At 70.2% G+C, this 19,773-nt stretch carries 16 protein-coding genes and 1 pseudogene; 7 read left to right on the top strand and 10 right to left on the bottom strand.

Annotated features, from left to right (window positions below; genetic code table 11):
* Positions 1–504 precede the first annotated feature (504 nt).
* On the top strand, positions 505–1,542 hold the full coding sequence (locus D7V80_RS13550; RefSeq protein ID WP_120588551.1) for a hypothetical protein: 1,038 nt from the start codon (positions 505–507) through the stop codon (positions 1,540–1,542).
* 36 nt (positions 1,543–1,578) lie between these two features.
* Here D7V80_RS13550 and D7V80_RS13545 read toward each other — a convergent pair whose 3' ends face one another.
* The 3 genes from D7V80_RS13545 to D7V80_RS13535 all read right to left on the bottom strand — a co-directional run bounded on the left by D7V80_RS13545 (position 1,579) and on the right by D7V80_RS13535 (position 5,086).
* Positions 1,579–2,868, bottom strand: coding sequence for a hypothetical protein (locus D7V80_RS13545; RefSeq protein WP_120588550.1), 1,290 nt, complete (start codon positions 2,866–2,868; stop codon positions 1,579–1,581).
* 39 nt (positions 2,869–2,907) lie between these two features.
* On the bottom strand, positions 2,908–3,792 hold the full coding sequence (locus tag D7V80_RS13540; RefSeq protein ID WP_120588549.1) for a hypothetical protein: 885 nt from the start codon (positions 3,790–3,792) through the stop codon (positions 2,908–2,910).
* Between the two features lie 160 nt (positions 3,793–3,952).
* Positions 3,953–5,086, bottom strand: a complete 1,134-nt coding sequence (locus D7V80_RS13535; RefSeq protein WP_120588557.1) for an aminotransferase class I/II-fold pyridoxal phosphate-dependent enzyme — start codon at positions 5,084–5,086, stop codon at positions 3,953–3,955.
* A 161-nt stretch (positions 5,087–5,247) separates the two neighbouring features.
* Here D7V80_RS13535 and D7V80_RS13530 point away from each other — a divergent pair, with 161 nt between their 5' ends.
* Together D7V80_RS13530 and D7V80_RS13525 are read left to right on the top strand one after the other, a co-directional pair.
* Positions 5,248–5,757, top strand: a complete 510-nt coding sequence (locus D7V80_RS13530; protein WP_120588548.1) for a peroxiredoxin — start codon at positions 5,248–5,250, stop codon at positions 5,755–5,757.
* A 43-nt stretch (positions 5,758–5,800) separates the two neighbouring features.
* The gene (locus tag D7V80_RS13525) at positions 5,801–6,841 is read left to right on the top strand and encodes an SDR family oxidoreductase (protein ID WP_120588547.1); all 1,041 of its coding nucleotides are present in this window, start codon (positions 5,801–5,803) and stop codon (positions 6,839–6,841) included.
* 13 nt (positions 6,842–6,854) lie between these two features.
* On the opposite strand, the gene D7V80_RS13520 is transcribed toward D7V80_RS13525, so the two are convergent.
* A complete protein-coding gene (locus D7V80_RS13520) occupies positions 6,855–7,964 on the bottom strand; it encodes an MJ1255/VC2487 family glycosyltransferase (protein WP_120588546.1) in 1,110 nt (369 codons plus the stop codon).
* A gap of 72 nt (positions 7,965–8,036) precedes the next feature.
* Between D7V80_RS13520 and D7V80_RS13515 the strand changes: the two genes are divergently transcribed.
* Together D7V80_RS13515 and D7V80_RS13510 are read left to right on the top strand one after the other, a co-directional pair.
* Positions 8,037–8,333 carry a hypothetical protein gene (locus D7V80_RS13515; RefSeq protein ID WP_120588545.1) on the top strand — a complete coding sequence of 99 codons (297 nt, stop codon included), beginning with the start codon at positions 8,037–8,039 and terminating at the stop codon, positions 8,331–8,333.
* A gap of 128 nt (positions 8,334–8,461) precedes the next feature.
* Entirely contained in the window at positions 8,462–9,361 is a 900-nt protein-coding gene (locus tag D7V80_RS13510) for a LysR family transcriptional regulator (protein ID WP_120588544.1), read from the top strand.
* Positions 9,362–9,377: 16 nt separating this feature from the next.
* Here D7V80_RS13510 and rsmB read toward each other — a convergent pair whose 3' ends face one another.
* Genes rsmB through D7V80_RS13490 form a run of 4 tightly spaced genes read right to left on the bottom strand, consistent with a single transcriptional unit; the run spans position 9,378 to position 13,265 of the window.
* Positions 9,378–10,694, bottom strand: coding sequence for a 16S rRNA (cytosine(967)-C(5))-methyltransferase RsmB (gene rsmB, locus D7V80_RS13505; protein WP_120588543.1), 1,317 nt, complete (start codon positions 10,692–10,694; stop codon positions 9,378–9,380).
* Positions 10,691–11,653 (bottom strand): type II 3-dehydroquinate dehydratase, encoded by a 963-nt coding sequence (locus D7V80_RS13500; protein ID WP_199738592.1) that lies wholly within the window; start codon positions 11,651–11,653, stop codon positions 10,691–10,693. Before D7V80_RS13500 ends, rsmB begins: the two co-directional genes overlap by 4 nt.
* A 48-nt stretch (positions 11,654–11,701) precedes the next feature.
* Positions 11,702–12,640, bottom strand: coding sequence for a methionyl-tRNA formyltransferase (gene fmt, locus D7V80_RS13495; RefSeq protein WP_120588542.1), 939 nt, complete (start codon positions 12,638–12,640; stop codon positions 11,702–11,704).
* 34 nt (positions 12,641–12,674) lie between these two features.
* On the bottom strand, positions 12,675–13,265 hold the full coding sequence (locus D7V80_RS13490) for a signal protein (protein ID WP_120588541.1): 591 nt from the start codon (positions 13,263–13,265) through the stop codon (positions 12,675–12,677).
* A 103-nt stretch (positions 13,266–13,368) separates the two neighbouring features.
* Here D7V80_RS13490 and D7V80_RS13485 point away from each other — a divergent pair, with 103 nt between their 5' ends.
* Positions 13,369–14,964 carry a HEAT repeat domain-containing protein gene (locus D7V80_RS13485; RefSeq protein WP_120588540.1) on the top strand — a complete coding sequence of 532 codons (1,596 nt, stop codon included), beginning with the start codon at positions 13,369–13,371 and terminating at the stop codon, positions 14,962–14,964.
* Between the two features lie 179 nt (positions 14,965–15,143).
* Here the strand turns inward: D7V80_RS13485 and D7V80_RS13480 are convergent, their stop codons facing one another.
* Complete coding sequence (locus D7V80_RS13480) at positions 15,144–17,342, bottom strand: FUSC family protein (protein ID WP_120588539.1); 2,199 nt, start codon at positions 17,340–17,342, stop codon at positions 15,144–15,146.
* A 115-nt stretch (positions 17,343–17,457) separates the two neighbouring features.
* A pseudogene (locus D7V80_RS13475) lies at positions 17,458–17,705 on the bottom strand (hypothetical protein).
* 214 nt (positions 17,706–17,919) lie between these two features.
* Here D7V80_RS13475 and D7V80_RS13470 point away from each other — a divergent pair.
* Positions 17,920–19,719: a M4 family metallopeptidase gene (locus D7V80_RS13470; protein WP_120588538.1), complete on the top strand. Its 1,800-nt coding sequence runs from the start codon at positions 17,920–17,922 to the stop codon at positions 19,717–19,719.
* Positions 19,720–19,773: the final 54 nt, after the last annotated feature.

The raw sequence follows: 19,773 nt of genomic DNA, 5'->3' as shown, positions 1-19,773 counted from the left end.
AGATGTGTATCAGAGACAGCTCGGGCAGCACGCAGTACGCATCTTCATTGTGCGGACGCCGACCGATGTGGGTCTGCCCCGCGCACTCGAATCTCATCACCACTGCCTCCTGGCTGGGCTCCCGGACAGCAAACGGGAGGCCAACGGCCCGGTCGCTTCATGCCCGGGCTTCCCCCATGGGGTTCTCGCCTCTGGAGAACGCCCGGGTGCGCGTTCCCTCCGCGCCCCCGTACTCCCCTGTCCGAGGACCGACGTTGCGGTCGTCTCCACCCCGTCCCGCCGCGATTTTTCAACGGGCGTGACACCCCGAAGGCCAGGGAGGACTTCATGGAGGGACGCGGGACCGGCGTCCACGTGTGCGGCCAGGGTGGGACTCATGGGCGCCGGTAGGATACCGGGCATCGTGGCGAATGGGCATCGCTCGCGTCCCCCTAGCAACTCCTGCCGGCCCCGGCGGACAATGCATGAGCCGCCCGACCTGCGGGCCATCACCCGAGGAGAACCATGTCCTCCATCCGCCGCGTGGGTTCTGGCATCTCGACGTCCCGGGCCTGGTCCATCTCCAACGAATTGGAGGTCACCGCCCCGGTGAAGCAGGAGCCCATGACGCCGGTGGAGCCGGTGCGGCGGGGCTTCTCCGACGACAGCGACTTCCAGGCGGACGCCGACGGCGACCTGGCCGGCGCCCTGCTCGCGGACCTGGGGCTGACGTCGGACCCGGGCGCGGAGGCCGGGGGGCGCGCGTCGGGCCTGGAGGCCCCGGAGGCCCGGGCCGCGCTGCTGGAGAACCCCCACCTGCGCACCTTCGCGGGGGAGAGCACCTTCGAGGCCGCCGCCCCTGCGTACGCGCAGCGACTGGGCATGCCCCAGTCGTCCACGCCGCTCATTCAGGCGCGCCACTTCCAGCAGGCGGAGCGCCACGCGGAGGCCTCGCCGGAGGATCCGTCGCTGGACCCCTCCGACATCCTGTCCCCCGACGCGGCCGCGTGGGAGCTGCAGAACCTGGACACCATGCCGAGCACCGTCTCCGCGCAGGAGGCGGAGGACCTGCTCTTCCTCCTGGAGTCCGGGGACCTGTCCGGCCTGAGCGACGAGGAGCTGGCCGCGCTGAGCGACGACCTGGGCGTGGACGACGCGGCGCCGGATGCGGCGGACGACGCGGACGACCTGGAGACGTCCGGCGCACCGGAGGCGCCGGGCGGGTTCCTGGCCACGCTGGAGGACGGCGGGCAGGAGGCGCTGTCAGCGGATGCGCCGCCGAGCGCCCCGTCGTCGAATGACTTCCTCGCGGACGCGGACGACTTCACGATGGAGGCCGTCCAGGCCGAGGCCGCCTACGCCGCGGCCTACGCGGAGGCCCTCTCGACGGGCACGGCGCTCCCACCCACGCGGCGCGAGGCGCCTGTTTCCGAACCGGAGCCCAGTGTCGTGGTGGCCCCGGAGTCCGCTGACTCGACGGCGGACATCGAGGACGTGCAGGACGCCGACCTCGTGGAGGTCGACGCGGCCCATACGCCTCCGCCGCCTCCGCTCGAATCCTGAGCCTCACCGGAGCCCCCTGAAGAGGGCCCTGACGCTTCAGGGCTCAGGGGTGTCGGAGAGCGCGGCGTCGAGCTGCTTCTGCGCCTCCATGACGTCCTTCTCCAGCTCGCGGGTGTAGAGGTCGCGCTCGGGGCTCCTCCACTCGGCATCCGAGAACTGCTCGAGCGAGTACTCGCGCGTGGTGTGCACGGGCCCGCGCAGCGTGACCATCAGCTCGCGGTCCGGGTCGCCCCGCTCCTTGAGCAGGAAGCCCTCCACGTCGCGCAGGGTCAGCGGGAAGGTGGGCTTGTCGTCCCGGACGACCTTGCCGAAGACGTTGAGCTTCACCTCCTGCGCGCCCTCCTGCAGCTCCTCGTTGAAGGACAGCACCGCGAACGGCACGCCGCCTTCGTCATCCAGCCGGCCGGACACCACGTACCGACCCGCCTTGCGGACCTGGACGGACAGGTACAGGTCCAGCGACCCGCCCTCAAACACCTCGCGCACCCTGCCGGTGAACGTGGCCGGCGGCGCGGGCGTGTAGAGCACGTCGAAGAACGCCGAGTCCTCCAGCGACCCCGAGCGCACGCGAAGGGTCACGCGCAGCGTGCCGGAGAACATCGCGAAGCCCTGCTTCGACGGCTGGAAGCGCCCGGTGAGCATCCCGTCGCCCGCCACCGCGTCGCCGCCCTGGCCCGAGTCCACGAACGTCACCGGCACGCCCGGCACGCCGCCCGCGTCCGCCAGGTGGTCCGCCTCGTGCGCCTGCGCGGACACCACCTCGCATGGCCGCGGCGCGCGGCGTGAGTCCTCGCACGCCACGGTGAAGAGCACCGCTTCCTCACCGACGACGAACACCTTGTCCTGCTTGAGCCGCAGCTGCACGTCGGAGGTGCCGTCCTCCGCGGCCTTGGGGCTCAGCGGCCGGGTGCGCTCCGGCTCCGCCAGCTCCAGCTGATCCGGGTGCTCGCGGCTGGGCCGCGACTCGGGCGGGTAGCGCGTGGCCGCCACGTAGGATTCCAACGAACGCTTCGCGCGCTCCAGCCGCTTCTGCCACAGCTCGCGGCGGGCCTCGCGCTCGCGGGCCTCCGGGCTGAGCAGCGACGGTGCGGCGGACTCGGCCGCCATGTCCGCGCTGGAACGCTCCGCCGGTGCCCGCGCCACCTCGCGGGCACCGGGCACCGGGGCGGAGGCGGGCTCCGGTGCGCCCTCCGGCACTTCAGCCCCTTCGCTTCCCTGCCACCAGAAGAACGCCCCGCCCACGAGCACCAGGGGAACGAGGGCGAGCAACCACCGGCCGTGGCGCAGCCGGGAGGCGGAGGAGATGGGGCCGTCGTCGCGTGTCATGAGCGGGCTTCGCCGGAGGGGGCGGGGGAAGCCTTCATTCTAGTACGCGTACTGGACCATGTACTCGCGCACCTTGGAGACGATGCCGCCCCAGTTGCCGTTGGCGTAGTGGTTGTACGACTCACCATCGTCGCGGAGGTACACGGAGTGGAAGCTCCACTTCGCCCGGCCGTCGCTGCACGCGTTCTTGAGCAGGTTGAGCGTGCCGCCGCAGAACCAGTCGCCCGGGTTGCAGTAGGAGCCGCCGCTGCTGCCGGAGACTCCGCCCGTGGAGTGGTAGGCCACCGCCTCGTCGTCCTGGCCCGGGAGGATGCCGGAGTACAGCGTCCCCTTGGAGCCGGCGAACATGAGGAACTCCACGTTGGCCGTGGCGTTGTGGTTGTACATGGAGCGCGCCGTGGTGGTGACCAGGTCGCTCACCAGGGGCTCGCTCATCGCCCAGTCGCCGTGGTCCGCCAGCTCGCTGCCGCCGCCCGCGCCGGACGCCACGGCCACCCACTTGATGTTCCAGCCCTTCTGCGTGGAGGTGCCCACATTGCCGCAGACGCCGCTGGCGTTGGGCGTGGCGTTCTTCACCGCCCGCGTGCTGGTGCCGTACAGCGACAGGGCATAGCCGATCTGCAGGTCACCGGCGCTGTGCACGGCGATGTAACAGGAGTTGCTGCCCGTGCAGAAGCAGTCCAGCGCGTCGCGGATGCGGTAGTTCTCCGCGCCCACGCGCTGCGTGCCGTTCCAGTTGACGGCCTTCTTGTTCACGCCCGCCGCGGTGGTGGACGGCCCCCAGTAGCTGAAGTCGTTGTAGTTGCCCGGCTGCGTCTTGCCGCCGTTGCGGCCGTGGATCCACAGCGTGTAGTTCGTCGCGGCGGCTTCGGTACCCACCAACAGCGTCGCGGCGGTCACGGCCGCGCCAATCAGCATCTTCATCGAGGTGTGTCTCCTGGCCTCTCGGGGGGATGAGAGGGCTTCCGCACGGCCCCAGGCCGGGCGAGGGGACAACCACTCTAGGGGTTGTTTCAGATGAAGGCGATAAGCCGAAAGTCCAGCTGTCAGTGAAAAGCCTGACGCATTGCGCCGGCTCCCGGTGTCACTCCAGCGCGTCCAATCCACCGTCCCGTACGAAGCGTTCCAGCCGCTCCAGTGCTTCCGGCAGGTTGGCGCGGCCCAACCCCAACCGGAAGTGATTGCCCGGAAAGCCATACACGTTGCCTGGCAACAGCAACACGCCCTCACGGGTAATCAATGACTCGGTGAAACGAGCCACCGGGATGTTTCGCAGCAGACGGGGGAAGGCCACGCTGCCGGCGCGCGGGCGCACCCAGCGGAAGGTGTCCGCGTGGCGCGCGAAGAAGTCATCCAGCCGCGCGAGGTTCGCGGTGAGCAGGCCGCGGCTGCGCTCCAGCACGCGCTCGCGGGCGCGCAGCGCGATGAGGGACAAGAGCTCGCTGGGGGCGCTGTTGCAGAGCGAGGTGTAGTCCTTGAAGGCGCGGCAGCGCGCGAGCAGCTCCGCGTCCCGGGTGGCGAGCCAGCCCACGCGCAGGCCCGCGAGGCCGAACGCCTTGGACATCACGCCCAGGCTCACGCCCTTCGTGAAGCATGACGCCGCGGGCGGCAGCGTGTCGTTCGCGTCGTACTCCAGCAGGCGGTACACCTCGTCGGAGAAGAGGTGGATGCCGCGCGCTTCGCACAGCGCGCACAGCTTCTGGAACGTCGCGCGGTCCGGCAGCGAGCCCGTGGGGTTGTGCGGGAAGTTCACCACGACCATGCGCGTGTCCGGGCGCAGCGCCGCCGTGAGCGCGTCCAGGTCCAGGGCCCAGCCGTCCTCCTCGCGCAGGGGCAGCAGCGTCACGTCCGCGCCCACGGAGCGCGCGACCTCGTAGAGCGACTGATAGCCCGGCCAGGTGACGACGGCGTGCGTGCCGGGCCCCAGCTGGACGTTCATCGCGACGAACAGCGCCTCCTGCGCGCCCGCGAAGGTGAGGACGTCCTCGGAGATGAGGCCCGGATACATCCCTGCGATGGCCTCGCGCAGCGCGGGCAGGCCGGGTGTCTCCGTGTAGCCGAGCGTCAGCCCGTCCCAGCGCTGACGGTCCTCCGGCGACGCGAGCGCCAGCAGGTCCGCCATGCGCCAGCCCTGGATGTCGGAGGAGCACAGGAGGTAGGGCGCGGCGAACTCCCAGCGCGCGAAGTACCGTTCCAGTTCGAAGTCGGGGATGCGCATCACGTCCTCCATGCCCGCCTGCCCACCGGAGGGCGGAGCGGGCCAACAACCCTTGCCGGACAGGCGAGCGGACGGGCGCGCAGCCGGGAGCAACCGGTAGCGCATGCATAGCTTGAGTCACGTCCCGTTGAAGCGCTTTCCACTTCCCATAGGGAGCCCGTATGGCCTCGACGAAAATCCCGCTCACGCTGCTGGACCCGGATGGCGGGTGGGTGAATGCCCCCGTCCACGTCTCGGAGCTCGATGGACTGCCCGTCCTCCTCCACTTCTGGACCATGGACTGTGAGGACTGCGCGAAGCAGTTCGAGGCCGTGAACCAGTGGGTGGTGGACTACGGGCCCAAGGGCCTGAAGGTCATTGGCGTGGACGTCACCCACAACGAGACGGAGCTCCGGGACACCAACAAGGTGGAGGGCTTCGCGCGCGAGCACGGCCTGCGCCATCCCATCGCCATGGACGACGGCTCCATGGCCAAGGCCTACGGCGTGGACAAGCACCCCGCCTTCCTCCTCTTCGGCACGGATGGGCGGCTGAAGAACCGCATTGGCGGGAAGGACGCCGTGCGCCGCGTGCGCGCGCTGCTCAAGGACCTGCCCGGCCAGGAGCCGCCCGCGCTCCACGGCGAGGTGTCCCGCGAACAGGAAGACCAGGTCGCGGCCTCCAATCCCTGAGCGTCCCGCTTCCCCACCCTTCCCTCCCCTGGAGAGTCGCACCATGGCTGACCGACGACACACCGAGCGAAAGGGCTTCTCCCTGGGCGCGCTGGCCGCCGGGGTGGGGGCCGTCGTGGGGTTGAAGCGCGTGCTGCGTCCGCGCTACAGCTTCCAGGGCAAGACGGTCGTCATCACCGGAGGCTCCCGGGGGCTGGGGCTGGTGATGGCGCGCATGCTCCTGAAGGAGGGCGCGCGCGTGGCCATCTGCGGACGCGACGTCGAGTCGCTCAAGCGCGCCCACGCGGACCTGGAGCGCATTGGCGGCGAGGTGCTCACCCTGCGCTGCGACGTGCGCGACCAGGTGCAGGTGGACGCCATGGTGGGCGCCGTCCACGAGCACTGGGGCGCGGTGGACGTGCTCATCAACAACGCGGGCGTCATCATGGTGGGCCCGCTGGAGTCCATGACGCTGGAGGACTTCGAGGAGGCGGTGGACGTCCACCTGTGGGGGCCGCTGTACACGACGCTCGCGGTGGTGCCGGACATGAAGGCGAAGGGCGAGGGCCGCATCGTCAACGTGTCCTCCATGGGCGGCAAGGTGAGCATCCCGCACCTGGTGCCGTACTCCGCGAGCAAGTTCGCGCTGGTGGGCCTGTCGGACGGGCTGCGCACGGAGCTGGCCCAGGACGGCATCCGCGTGACGACGGCGTGCCCGTCCCTCATCCGCACGGGCAGCCCGCGCAACGCGACCTTCAAGGGCGACCACGAGAAGGAGTACGCGTGGTTCCACGTGAGCAACTCGATGATGGTCGTGTCCATGAGCGCCGAGCGCGTGGCGCGAAAAGTCATCGAGGCGTGCCGCCGGGGTGACGCGGAGGCGCTGGTGGGCATGCCCGCGAAGCTGGGCGCGGTGGGCCGGGCCCTGGCGCCCAACCTCACCGCGCGCGTGCTGGACGCCGTCAACCGGATGCTGCCCCAGGACAGCACCCCGGAGCGCTACAAGGGCAGCGAGAGCGAGACGCCCCTCACCCGCTCCTGGCTCACGGAGATGAGCCGCCGCGCGGCGGAGCGCAACAACGAGAACGAGGTGTCCCTGCACTGACCGCGAAGGCCGCTCAGGCCTTGCCGTCCATCTCCGCCATCTCCATGCGCCAGTGGCCGCGGTGCTCGTAGGCCTGCGCCAGCTGGTCGTTGAGCGCTGTGAGCATCTTCACGTTCCCGTCCTGCTCGTAGCCCTTGAGGGACTCCGCGCAGGCGGGCACGCGTGAGAGGAACGTCTTCAGCGCGTCCAGGCTCAATTCCTTCACATACATCCCGTACCCCAGCCGCTCCAGATAGAGGGCATTGAGCACCTGCTCGAACTGGCCTCCCACGGGGATGCTGAGCAGCGGCTTGTGCAGGTACACCGCTTCACTCATCAGCGTGTAGCCGCCGCCCGCCACCACCGCGCGCGCGGTGCGCAGGTCGTCGATGAAGCCCGCCTCGCTGAAGGGCCGGTACGTGAGGTTGCCGTCCACCACGTCCTCCTTCAGGTCGCGGCGCAGGCCATACACGCGGCACGGCACGCCGGACTGCTTGAGGATTTCGGGCAGCTGCGTGTTCGTCGTCGCCGTCTGGTACACGAGCAGGTGCTCACCGGCCTCCGGCTTCGCCGCCAGGATTTCGGGCCGGAGGATGGACGGCGCCAGCGTGGTGCGGCGCTTGCGCACGGGCGGGTAGAAGAACGTCGTGGTGAGGTAGTGGAAGGCCCCGGGCAGCTTCGCCTTCACGATGGCGCGCGAGGCCTCGAAGCTCTCTTCGTGGCCCGCGAGCAGCGCCGGGTCGTGCGTGCAGCGGTTGATGATCTGCATGTTGTCCACGCTGATGACGGGCAACATGTGGCGCTTCGCGAACAGGTAGCTGAACGTCTCGAAGTCGCTCACCACCACGTCCGGCTTGAAGCCCTCCACCAGGTCGAAGTACTGGCGCACGTTCTGCGGCCAGCCCGCGACGGCGCCCTGCAGGTTCTGCAGCACCGTCTGCCACTTCTTCACCGAGTTGCCTTCGTAGGCGATGGTGAGCCCCCAGATGCCGTGCACGTTCTGGAAGCGCTGGGCCAGGTAGTGCTGCGCCCGACCGGACACCACGATGTGGACCTCGTGTTCCTTCGTCAGCGCCTCCAGCAGCACGCGCGAGCGCGTGGCGTGGCCCATCCCTTCGCCGACGACCCCATACAGGATTCGCATGGTCCGGAAGCATACGCCCGGGACACCCTCCCCTGTCCCTTCCGGCCCGGGACGGTGCTACGCCTCCCGGCCATGACCTCCCAGCCCTCGCCCCGGGGTGCCTCCGTCCTCCGCGCCGCGGTGTTCGGGGGCATTGCCGGCCTCATGCTGGGCGGCGTGGGGCTGCTCGGGCTGGGCGTGCGGGCCCTCTTCGCCCCCGAGGACTGCGCGAAGCTGTCCCCCCAGGAGTGCCAGCTCCTCCAGGAGACGGACCGCGACCTGGGCCGCGTGCAGACGCTCTCCGGCGGGGCGCTCGTCGCCCTGAGCGCCGCCCTCTTCGCCCTCACCCGCCCGCGTCCCCCCGAGGACGGCCATGACCCCAGCGTTTGAGAGCCCGAGATTTCGCCGCGCCGCGCAAGCAGCCAGGCACTTTGTGCCTGTAGCTCATTTTCGCGCGCGGGGTAGGTCAACTAATTACTACTGGCCCGGCCATTAGGTTTGAGGGTAGGAGACGGCCCATGCAGCTCGAATCGTTGAAGATGTTCTGTGACGTGGTCGAGACGGGCTCTTTCTCGCGCGCGGCGCAGCTCAATCACGTGACCCAGTCCGCGGTGAGCCAGCAGATTCGCGCGCTGGAGAACCGCTACGAGCAGAAGCTGCTCTCTCGCAGCGCGCGGCAGGTGACGCCCACGCCGGCAGGCGAGCGCCTGTTCCGGGGCTGCAAGGAGATATTGGCGCGCTTCGCGGAGGTGGAGCAGGAGATCCGCGAGCAGGCCACGGAGGTCCAGGGCGCGACCACCGTGTCCACCATCTACTCGGTGGGTCTGCACGAGCTGAACGTGGTGCAGAAGCAGCTCTTGAAGACGCACCCCAAGGTCAACATGCGCCTGAACTACCGGCGCAATGATCAGGTCTACGACGACGTGATCCTGGGCGCGGCGGAGATTGGCATCGTGGCCTATCCGCAGCCGCGCGCGGGCGTGGACATCCTGCCGTTCCGCGACGACAGGCTGGCGGTGGTCTGCGCGCCCAACCACTCGTTCGCCAGCAAGGCGAAGGTGAGCCTCACCGCGCTGTCGGGCGTGCCCTTCATCGCCTTCGACCGGGAAGCCCCCACGCGCAAGGCGCTGGATCGCCTGTTCCGCGAGAAGAACATCGACATCAATCCGGTGATGGAGATGGACAACGTGGAGACCATCAAGCGCGCGGTGGAGATGGGCCTGGGCGTGGCCATCCTCCCGATGGCCACGGCCCACGCCGAAATCAAGAACAGCACGCTGGTGGCGAAGCCCTTCGCGGAGGGGCCGGTGTCGCGCCCCATTGGCCTGCTCATCCGCAAGGGCAAGTACCTGGACCGCGCGTCCGCCGCGGTGCTGGAGGCCTTCAAGCAGGCCGCCCTGATTCCCCAGGACGACTGAAGACCCCAGCGGCGCTTCAGTAGAGCTTGCGCAGCCGGGCCGCGAAGAAGCCGTCGTAGCCCTCCGGCCCGGGCAGCGTGCGCAGCCAGGCCTGCGCGAGCGGCAGCTTGAGGCCGGGCAGCACGGGCGGCTCGGCCGTCCACTCCGGGTGGCTGCGCAGGAACATGTCCACCTGGTCCTGCCCCTCCTGCGGCTCCGGCGTGCAGACGGCATAGACGAGCAGGCCGCCCGCCGGCACCGCCTCCTGGCAGTTCTCCAGGATGCGCCGCTGGAGCGTCGCCAGCCGGGCCACGTCCTCCTCCTTGCGGCGGTATCGCAGCTCCGGGTGCCGGCGCAGCGTGCCCAGTCCGGAGCACGGCGCGTCCACCACCAGCGCGTGGAACTCGCCCCAGCTTTCGGGGAACGGCTCGGACGCGTCGTGCGCATAGGCCTTCAGGCGGCCGGACAGCCCCAGGCGGTGGGCCTCGGCTTCAATCTTCCGCAGCTTGTTGGCGTGCAGGTCCACCGCGACGACGTCGTGCGTCTCCGCTTGATGGCAGGCCTTGCCGCCCGGCGCCGCGCAGGCGTCCAGCACACGCGCTGACTCCGGGATGGCGCCGTAGACGCCCACCAGCTGCGCGGCCTCGTCCTGCACCTGCCACAGCCCTTCCGAGTAGCCGTACACGTCCTCCACGCGGCCCACGGGCGGCAGGATGATGCCCACGGGCGAGGACTCCGTGGCGCGCGCCTCCACGCCCACGTCCTTGAGCTGCGCGAGCAGCGCGTCGCGCGTCACCTTGGCGCTGTTGGCGCGGATGACGACGGCGGGCGGCAGGTTGTTGGCGACGAGCATCGCCTCCGCGCGCTCGCGGCCGAACTGGCGGATCCACCGCTCCACCAGCCAGCGCGGGTGGCTCTCGCGCACGGACAGGTACTCCACCGGGTCCTTCTGGGAAGGCAGCGGCGGAGAGGGCAGCTCGGACAGCTTGCGCAGGATGGCGTTGACGAAGCCCGCCGCGCGCGCGAGCCCCACGTCCTTGAGGGCCTGGACCGTCTCCGCCACGGCGGCGCGCGCGGGCACGCGGGTGTGGAAGAGCTGGTAGGCGCCCACGCGCAGGGCGGCCAGGACCTTGTCCTCCAGCGCGTCCAGCTTGCGGTCCGCGAAGCGGGTGATGGCGTAGTCCAGCGCGAGCTGCCGGCGGGTGGCGCCGTAGGTCAGCTCGGTGACGAGCGCCGCGTCGCGAGGGTCCTTCGGCGGCGTCTCCGACAGGACCGTGTCCAGTACCACGTTGAGGTAGGCATCCGTGGCGCGCACGCGCGCGAGGATGTTGATGGCGAGGATACGGGCGTTCATCCTTCTTCCAGCCGGGTCATCAGGTCCACCAGTTGCTCGTCCGACATCCGCGTCGCGGGCAGATGGGACAAAGTGAGGCTCTGGAGGCTGTCCTCCAGCAGCTCGCGGTGGCCGCTCTCCGCCGGTTCACCACGCTGGACCTGCTGATACTTCGCGCGGGCCCAGGTGGCCAGCTCCGCTTCACTGAGCCGTCCGGCCAGCCGGTCCGCGATCTTCTGGCGCACGAGCGCCCGGGTGAGCAGGTCCGACGCGGGCGTGGAGCCGCCCTTCGCCGCGCGGCCCAGCGTCTTGCCCGGCTTGCCGTCCGTCTTCACGACGGTGGGCACGGACTTGCGGCCCAGCGTCTTCAGCGGGCCCCCGGCCTCCGCCGTGCGCCGCAGCGAGCGCGCGGGCGCGGTCACCAGCGGCGTGGGCTCCGGCGCGTCGTCCTTCTTGAGCGGGTGCACGCGGCCCACCAGCTTGGGCTTCGGACGGGAATCGTCGTCCTCGGATCCGGCGCCCTTCTTGCGGCGGCCCAGCGACTTCACCGGCCCGGGGATGGCGGGGTGGAAGATGCCGCTCGCGAAGGTCTCCAGCGCCTGGATGTACGGGTCGAAGCCGTGCAGCCCCAGCACCTGCATGGCGCACGCCTCCGCCACCACGGACTCGCGGGCGGGCGGCTTGAGCAGCACCTCGATGGCGGGCAGCCCCACCGCCTCCAGCGCCTCCTTCAGCGCGTAGGACGTGAAGTACCCCGCGGGGTTGATGAGGATGCCCTCCACGTTCTTGCGCTCGGCGTGGAGCGTGTCGATGAGGACGCCCTCGTGGTTGGACTGGACGATGGTCAGCGTCAGTCCCAGCTCCTTCGCCTTCGCGCGCAGGGCCGCGTCGAGGTCCGTCAAACGGCCCCCCGCGATGTCCTCGCGCTCCCCGAGGAGGTTGAGGTTCGGCCCGTGCAACACCAGCAGCTTCATGCCCATCCGTGAGACTCCATCACGCAAGGATTCCACATGGCGCTCGATGGCGCGCTAAGACGTGAACGGCTGACTGCCCGGCTGCAATCTGTTTCCGGAGAGGAAGTCCGCCGCGCGCATCACCCGCTTGCCCTCTGGCTGGACCTCCAGGAAGACGACCGAGCCCTCGCCGCAAGCGACCTCGATGCCCTCCGGCCCCGCGGACAGCACCGTGCCGGGCGCGCCCTTCCCTTCCGCGGGCCGCATCCGGTGCACCTTGAAGACCTTGCCACCCAGCAGCGTGTACGCACCGGGCCACGGCGTGAAGGCGCGCAGGCGGCGGTCCAGCTCCACCGCCGGCTTCGAGAAATCCAGCTTGCCGTTCTCCTTGTCGATGATGGGCGCCAGCACCATGCCCTCGGAGGGCTGGGGCTGGGGCGTCAGCTCACCGTTCAGGTAGCGCGGCAGGGACTCGCGCAGGATGTCGCCGCCCAGCGCGGACAGCTTCGCGTGCAGCGTGGCGCTCGTCTCGTCCGGGGCGATGGGCAGCCGCTTCATCGCCAGCACGGGGCCGGTGTCCAGGCCTTCATCCATCACCATCAGGGACACGCCCGTCTCGCTGTCGCCGTGTTCGATGGCCCACTGGATGGGCGCGGCGCCCCGGAAGCGCGGCAGCAGCGACGCGTGCACGTTCACGCAGCCCTTCACCGGAAGCGCCAGCAGGTCCTTGGGGAGGATCTTCCCGTAGGCCGTCACCACGCAGACGTCGGGGGCGTACTGGCGCAGTTCCTCTGAGAACGGCGGCGTGCGCAGCTTCTGCGGCTGGAGCACGGGGATGCCCTTCTCCAGCGCGCGCTCCTTCACGGGCGGCGCGGTGACGGCGTTGCCCCGGCCCTTGGGCTTGTCCGGCTGGGTGACGACGGCCACGACGTCGCCCACGTCGAAGCAGGCCTCCAGCGAGGCCACGGCGAACTCGGGCGTACCCATGAAGACGATGCGGGGTCGGCTGCTCATGTGAGGGAAGTCTCGTGTGGGAAAGGGAATGGGGTCAGGCCACGGACTTGAAGGCGGCGGGCGGCGCGGACGTGTCCACCGCCTGGCGCTTGCGCGCGCGCAGCGCTTCCAGCGTGGACAGGGCCTCGCGCGCTTCCGGGGTGGTGGCCACATCCTTGAGCGCGTCCAGGGCCTTCTCCAGCGCCAGCGCTTCGTCCGCCTCGCGCTGGCGGATGCGGTCCACCGCTTCGCTGAAGCGCGCGAAGAAGGCGCGCAGCTCGTCCTTGCGCCGCAGGGGACGCAGGCGCGGATAGCGGCCCGCCGCGAGCGCCGCGACATAGAGGCTCATCACGTGGACGGGGCCCGCCACACGGTGCGTGAAGAGCAGCCCGAACAACCCGAGCGCGATGCCCAGGCCCACGGTGGCCACGCCGGTGAGCCACCAGAGCGTCTCCTCGCCGGACAGGCCCCCTTCGGCGGACATCCGCTGCACCTGATGGGCGAGCACGCCGAACAGCAACATGCTCCCGGCGCCGATGCCGGTGAGCAGAAGGATGTATTTGAGCTGGAATTCTCGGTCGAGCAGGTACGTCCGGCGGATGATGGTCGGACGCGACGCGTTACGACTGTCTTCGGCATGGGGCATGTCGTTGACCAGCGTACCCCAGGAGGTGGGGGAGGTTTGCGTCCTTCGTGTGGACAGGTCTACACCCGACGAAAGCGCAGACGTTCGGACGTAAAGGAGCCCCATGTCCCGCTCATTCGTCGCCCTGTCCCTGGCCGTTTCCTGCCTTGCCCTGGGAGGTTGCAAGAAGGAGGACCCCAAGACGCCGGAGTACTGGCAGTCCAGTCTGGAGGGGGCGAAGCGCCCAGACGACAAGGTGCGAGTGATTGAGTCGCTGCGCACGTCGGGCAACGTGAACGAACAGTTCCTGCCCTTCCTGCACGCGCGGCTGTCCTCGGAGCGCCGGCCGGAGGTGAAGGCGGCGGTGGCCCGGACGCTGGGGGACTTGCACCACCCGACGTCGCTGGAGCCGCTGACGGCGGCGCTGGATCCCGGGGCGGCGGACGTGCCGGCGCAGCAGGTGAACAAGGCGGTGGTCGGCGCGCTGGGGCGGATCGGGGATGCGCGCGCGGTGCCGTCGCTGGTGCCCTTGCTGCGCAGCAAGGACAACTACACGCGCATCGAGGCCATCCAGGTGCTGGGCGCGCTGAAGGCGAAGCCGGCGGTGGAGCCGCTCATCCAGCTGGCGACGGACGAGGCCGCGGAGCCGTTCCTCAACAAGAAGGCCATCGAGGCGCTGGGGCAGATTGGGGATCCGCGCGCGGTGCCGGCGCTGATGCGCACGCTGACGAAGGAGCGCCGGGGTGTGTCCTTCTACGTGGAGAGCAGCTTCGCGCTGTTCCAGCTGGGCGCGCCCGCGGCGGACGCGCTGTTGCCGGTGCTGGAGGGCAAGGACGCGGAGCTGCTCACCTGGGCGAAGGCGCAGGGGGTGAATCCCGCCAGCTATCCGATGAAGGCCGCGCAGGTGCTGGGCGACCTCCGGGAGAAGCGCGCGGTGCCCACGCTGTTGAAGCAGCTGTCGTTCACGCATTCGGATCCGCAGATCCAGGCGCTGGTGCGGATGCAGGCGGCGGATGCGCTCGGGAGGATGCGTGCGCAGGAGGCGGTGAAGCCGCTGGCGGGGCTGGTAGGCGAGCCGGACCCGACGGTGCGCGACGCGTACGTGCGGGCGCTGGCGCTGCTGGGCAGCCGGGACGCGCTCCCCGCGCTGGAGAAGGCGGCGGGCACTGGCGACTGGTATTCGCGGGAGATCGCCGTGAAGGGCATCGCGCTCCTGGGGGATGCGCGGGAGCAGCCGGTGCTCGCGAAGCTGGCGGCGGCGGAGCCCGCGCGCACGGCGGCGGACTGCCAGGAGACGGGCGAGGACGGGTGCCAGGACGCCGCGGCGCTGGGCAAGAAGCGCGCGGATCAGCTCCAGGGATATGGGGCGGTGCTGGAGGCGGCGCAGGCGTGCAGTGGCAACGCGGGCTGCTGGTCGCAGCGGCTGCCCAAGGCGGACGCGGTGCTGTTGCAGCGCGCGGCGCTGGAGTTGGGGCGTTCCGGGGCGGCGGACCAGGGCCCCACGCTGGCGTCCCGGCTCACCGAGCGCGACACCGAGGCGCGCGCCACGGTCATCCAGGCGGTGGACTGGCTGGCGGACGCGCCCGGCGCGGCGAAGAAGCTGCGCGAGGCGTCCCTGCCCGCACTGAAGAAGCAACTGGAGGACGAGAAGGGCAACTCCAACTTCGTGCGCGTGAACGAGGACCTGCGCCGGCTGATGGTCAAGCTGGAGCGGGCGTAGCGCACATCCAGGAAGTGCGCGGAGGGCACGCGCATGTGCCCCCGCGCGGGCAGCCTCCGCGTATGCCACGTGTCACGCGGGGACGGGAGTAGCGCCGTCCTCCGAGGCGCGCAGCGCGGCAGCAGATGCTCCACCGCGTGGCGAAGCACGCAGCTGGCAGCCACCGCGCATGCCACGTGTCATGCGGGAACAGGCGTGGCGCCGTCCTCCGAGGCGCGCAGCGCGGGTGGCATTCGCTCTACCGCATGGTGGAGCACGCCCAGCTGACGCACCAACCTGGACAGCTGCGTGCGCGCCAGCGCGTCCGTGCCCTCCAGGCCCGGCGCCTCGCGCTTGAGCGCTGACGGCACGCGGCGCGCCACCAGCGCAGCGGACAGCTCCTCCAGCGCGTCCGACGCGTAGCGCACCACCGGTCCCAGGTCCGAGTCCTGATGCCACGTGCGGCTCGCCGCCAGCGCCGTCACGGCCGCGGTGAAGCGCCGCGCGTACGTAATCAACGCCATCCCCGGCTCCAGCTCCTTCGCCGGTCCCTTCCACTCACTCAGCAAACGCTGGAACGACGCCTCCGCGGACAGCAGCGCCACGCCCACCTTGCGCCGGGCCTCTCGCAGCGACGCCTCCGTGGGCACCGGCGTGCGCGCCACCTCTCGCAGGTAGTGCTGGTCCGCCTTCAGCACACAGGCCACCTGCTCGGCGAAGCGCGCGTGCTCGGGACTCGGCCAGAGCAGCCGGATGCCCACCAGCGCCAGCGCGCCCCCCATCAGCGTGTTGAGGATGCGCACCCCCGCGAGCCCCCAATCCCCCGTCTGAATCTCCGCGAGCAGCACCAGCGCCGGTGCCAGCAGCACCTGGTACACCGTGAAGTTCAGCGGCCTCACGCTCACCGACACGCAGACCAGCAGCACGATGGCCGCGAGCATCAGCCACTGCGCGGGCAGCACGTGCACCAGCCCCATGGCCAGCACGCTGCCCACGAACGTGCCCGCCACACGCTGAAGCCCCTTCTCCGTGGTGACCCCCGAGTACGGCTGCAACACCACAATCACCGTGATGGTCACCCAGTACCAGTGATTGAGCCCCATCCCCTCCGCCAGCGCCGTCGCCACCGTCGCGGTGAGCCCCAGCCGCAGCGCGTGCCGGAAGACCACCGACTCCGGCGTCAGGTGCTCGCGCAGCATCTTCCACCACGAACGCCTGCGCCCCGGCTCCAGGCCCAGCGGCTTCGTGTCCCGCTCCGGCAGCGGCTCGCTGCTCTCCAGCCGGGACGCCACGTCCAGCGCCACCGCGCTGTACTCCCGCAGCCGTCCCAAGAGCCCCGCCACGTGCGAGTACTGCGAGCGCGCCGGCTCCGGCAGTCCCCCGTCCGCCTGGAGCACCCGCGTCACCCGCTCCGCGTCCCACGATGACGGCGCCGGCACCGTGCCCCGCACCAACGAACCCACCACACCCCGCAGGTCCACCGCCAACGCGCCCAGCGCGTGCTGCGCTTCGATGCGGGCCATGCGGCACGCCCCCTGGCGCGGCGCCTCGTCCAGCGCCTCCGACATCGCCGTGAGCAGGAGCGACAGCGCGTCCGCGTCCTCCAGCAGCACCAGCAGGTGCTCCCCCCGGCCGCTCTCCTCCTGCCGCCCCTGGCGCGTGGCCCCCAGCGTCGCGCGCGCCGTCTCCAGCGACCGCCGCATGCGCGCGGCCCGCTGCACCGCTTCCCACGTCCCCACCCGCGAGGGCCCCTCCATGGGCCAGCCCGCGACCGCGTCCGCGGCGTCCGCCAGCTCCTCGTAACAGGCCGCGATGGCCAGCCGCGCGGGGCGGTACGGCCTGAGCGGCCACAGCACCAGCGCCAGGAACATGGACCACAGGCCGCCCGCGACGAAGTACGCCGCCTGCAACAGCACGGCCTCCGGCCCCCGCTGCGGCAGGGCCAGCGACACCACGAACAGGTTCGCCAGCAACATGCCGACGATGCCCGGCGTGTCCCCGAAGCTGCGCGCGAAGCCGCACGCCGTCACCCAGAAGAGCGTCAGCGCCACGTCCACCCAGAAGGGACTCGGCAGCGCGATGACGAGCCCCACCCCCGCGCCCAGCACCGTCATCGCCCCCATGGCCCGAGCGCGCGTGCGGTACGGCCCGCCCTTGTCCACCAGCGCGACGAAGAGCCCGGCCATGCCCGCCCACGACGCCGCCGGCATTTGAAGAATCACGGAGACCAGCAGCGGCACTCCCAGCGCCAGCCCCGTGCGCAACCCCGACGCCACCGCGGGACGTCCCGGCTGGAAGCGGAAGAGGCCCGCGACGTGACGGGGCAGGTGTCCTCGGGCCGCACGCCCCCGGGGCGCCACCCAGCCTTCCGCCACCGTCTCGCCTCCGTCCCCGCGCATCCCCGCTCCTTCCCCGGTTGAACGTCCCTGGAGGAAGAAGATGGGGTGCGCGAGCGCCGGATTCCTCCCCTGCCCGCCCGCATGCACGGCGGACGGGCGGAAGGCGGCCAGGCGGTCAGCTGCGCTGCGCGGAGTACTCGACGATGAACGGCTCGTTCACGTCCACGGGGATCTCCTCACGCTCGGGCAGCCGCACGAAGGCTTGAGCCGGATGCTCGTGGCCAGCCCCGCGCGCAGCACCACAGCGCGTCCAGCCGGCTCTCCAGCAGTCGCTCCGTGCTGGCCCGGCGGATACGGCCGGCGCAGCACCGGATCCTTGTCCGGGTATCCAGACACGGGGTGTGGGTGGACGGGCGTGCACAGGCAGGGTGAAAATGAACGGAAATACAACCCGCGCACCTGCCTACCTACCGGTCGGAATGTGATTCGGGAACGGATGTAGGACGAAGACTTCACCTGTGAATTCATGAGCTTGGACCCGCTCACGACCGTGTAAGCAGCCACCCACACGCAACAATGGGGCGGCTGACACGAGAATCAATTTGTCCGCTTCACTGTCCCCCGAAAGCACTCCCCCATGGCCCTGCGCACCGACCTGTCGAAGCCCGTTGTCGCCACCCAGAACCGCACCGACACGAAGCCGGTGAACACCGTGAAGCCGCAGGGCCCGGTGGGCATGAGCTCGCAGTCCAGCTTCAGCGCGGGCGCGCCCGCCAAGGCGAAGGCCACGGTGGCGCTGAACGGCGTGGGTCAGAAGCTGACGCCGGGCCCGGTGGACCTCTCCAGCCCCCAGGCTCAGCAGGCCATCCAGCAGACGGTGACGTACGTGAACCAGAAGAACCCGCAGCTGTCCGGCGTCACGGGCGGCGCGTCGTTTTCGCCGCGCACCGTGGAGCGCGACCAGCTGGGCATGACGCACGTGCGCATGGACCGCATGCACGAGGGCGTGAAGGTCTCCGGTGAGCAGGTCATCGGCCACCTGGACGCGAAGGGCCAGTTCGACAGCCTGACGGGCAACGTGTCCGACATCCCGGCGGGCATCGGCAAGGCGCCCACGAAGCTGACCGCGAAGGACGCGCTGGCCGTGGCGCAGAAGGACTTCAACGGCGAGACGTCCAAGGCCCCCACGTCGGAGAAGGTCATCGTCAAGGGCAAGGACGGCCAGTACCGCGCCGCCTACCACGTGACGCTCACCGACACGTCCGCGGCCAACGGCAAGGAGCCGCGCTCGATGAACTACTTCATCGACGCGAACACCGGCGCGTCCATCAAGCAGTACAACACCATCAGCCACTGGAACCGCGAGGGCGCCAAGGCCTCCACCCCGAAGCCGGGCGCGTCCACGCAGGCGCCCTCCACCCCGGCGACGCCGGCCCCGACGACGGGCAGCGGCGCGGCCCGCGCGGCGGACGACCAGACGATGTACAGCGGCAAGGTCGACCTCCAGACGACGAAGAACAAGGACGGCACGTACTCGCTGGAGGACAAGACGCGCGGCAAGGGCATCGTGACGTACGACGCGAAGAACCGCCCGGAGGCGTCCGGCACCACGGCCATCACCGACAAGAACGACGTCTGGGGCGAGAAGGGCGACCCGACGCGCGCCCAGGCGGGCGTGGACGCGCACTACGGCGCGGCCATGACGTACGACTTCATGAAGGACGTCCTGGGCCGTGACTCCATCGACGGCAAGGGTGAGAAGCTCGTCAGCTACGTGCACACCGACAACAACCTGGTGAACGCGTTCTGGGACGGCGAGAAGATGCAGTACGGCGACGGCGACGGCGTGGACTCCGGCCCGCTCACCACGCTGGACATCGCCGGCCACGAAATCGCGCACGGCCTCACCGAGCGCACCGCCGGCCTGGAGTACGAGGGCGAGTCCGGTGGCCTCAACGAGTCCTTCAGCGACATCATCGGCACCGGCGTGGAGTGGTACGCCAGCCAGAAGAACAGCGCGGTGAAGTTCGACTACGCCGTGGGCGAGGACGCGTGGACGCCCAAGAACGGCGACAACACGGACGCCCTCCGCTACATGAACGACCCGACGGCGGACGGCTACTCCATCGACAACTACAAGAACTACCCGAAGATGACGGAGGTGCACGGCTCCAGCGGCATCGCCAACAACGCCTTCTACCTGGTCACCGAGGGCGGCAAGAACAAGACGTCCGGCATCGAGGTGAAGGACGGCATCGGCATGGACAAGAGCCTCAAGATCTTCGGCCGCGCGCTCACCACGTACATGACGCCGCAGACGAACTTCTCCGAGGCCCGCGCCGCCACCATCAAGGCCGCCACGGACCTGTACGGCAAGGACTCCACCGAGGCGAAGAAGGTCGCCGAGGCCTGGACCGCCGTCGGCGTGACGAAGTAATCCCCTGAAGTCTCCAGGCCCGGATGGGAGCCCTTCCGCTCCCGTCCGGGCCTT

The organism is Corallococcus sp. CA054B (genome assembly GCF_003611625.1).
In the GTDB taxonomy this organism is placed as follows: domain Bacteria; phylum Myxococcota; class Myxococcia; order Myxococcales; family Myxococcaceae; genus Corallococcus; species Corallococcus coralloides.
This window is presented reverse-complemented; position numbering and strand designations above follow the sequence as displayed.

Excerpts from the sequence above, each read along its gene's own strand:
- D7V80_RS13550 (WP_120588551.1), top strand. The coding sequence starts at position 505 with ATGTCCTCCATCCGCCGCGTGGGTTCTGGCATCTCGACGTCCCGGGCC.
- D7V80_RS13545 (WP_120588550.1), bottom strand. The coding sequence starts at position 2,868 with ATGACACGCGACGACGGCCCCATCTCCTCCGCCTCCCGGCTGCGCCAC.
- D7V80_RS13540 (WP_120588549.1), bottom strand. The coding sequence starts at position 3,792 with ATGAAGATGCTGATTGGCGCGGCCGTGACCGCCGCGACGCTGTTGGTG.
- D7V80_RS13535 (WP_120588557.1), bottom strand. The coding sequence starts at position 5,086 with ATGCGCATCCCCGACTTCGAACTGGAACGGTACTTCGCGCGCTGGGAG.
- D7V80_RS13530 (WP_120588548.1), top strand. The coding sequence starts at position 5,248 with ATGGCCTCGACGAAAATCCCGCTCACGCTGCTGGACCCGGATGGCGGG.
- D7V80_RS13525 (WP_120588547.1), top strand. The coding sequence starts at position 5,801 with ATGGCTGACCGACGACACACCGAGCGAAAGGGCTTCTCCCTGGGCGCG.
- D7V80_RS13520 (WP_120588546.1), bottom strand. The coding sequence starts at position 7,964 with ATGCGAATCCTGTATGGGGTCGTCGGCGAAGGGATGGGCCACGCCACG.
- D7V80_RS13515 (WP_120588545.1), top strand. The coding sequence starts at position 8,037 with ATGACCTCCCAGCCCTCGCCCCGGGGTGCCTCCGTCCTCCGCGCCGCG.
- D7V80_RS13510 (WP_120588544.1), top strand. The coding sequence starts at position 8,462 with ATGCAGCTCGAATCGTTGAAGATGTTCTGTGACGTGGTCGAGACGGGC.
- rsmB (WP_120588543.1), bottom strand. The coding sequence starts at position 10,694 with ATGAACGCCCGTATCCTCGCCATCAACATCCTCGCGCGCGTGCGCGCC.
- D7V80_RS13500 (WP_199738592.1), bottom strand. The coding sequence starts at position 11,653 with ATGGGCATGAAGCTGCTGGTGTTGCACGGGCCGAACCTCAACCTCCTC.
- fmt (WP_120588542.1), bottom strand. The coding sequence starts at position 12,640 with ATGAGCAGCCGACCCCGCATCGTCTTCATGGGTACGCCCGAGTTCGCC.
- D7V80_RS13490 (WP_120588541.1), bottom strand. The coding sequence starts at position 13,265 with ATGCCCCATGCCGAAGACAGTCGTAACGCGTCGCGTCCGACCATCATC.
- D7V80_RS13485 (WP_120588540.1), top strand. The coding sequence starts at position 13,369 with ATGTCCCGCTCATTCGTCGCCCTGTCCCTGGCCGTTTCCTGCCTTGCC.
- D7V80_RS13480 (WP_120588539.1), bottom strand. The coding sequence starts at position 17,342 with ATGCGCGGGGACGGAGGCGAGACGGTGGCGGAAGGCTGGGTGGCGCCC.
- D7V80_RS13470 (WP_120588538.1), top strand. The coding sequence starts at position 17,920 with ATGGCCCTGCGCACCGACCTGTCGAAGCCCGTTGTCGCCACCCAGAAC.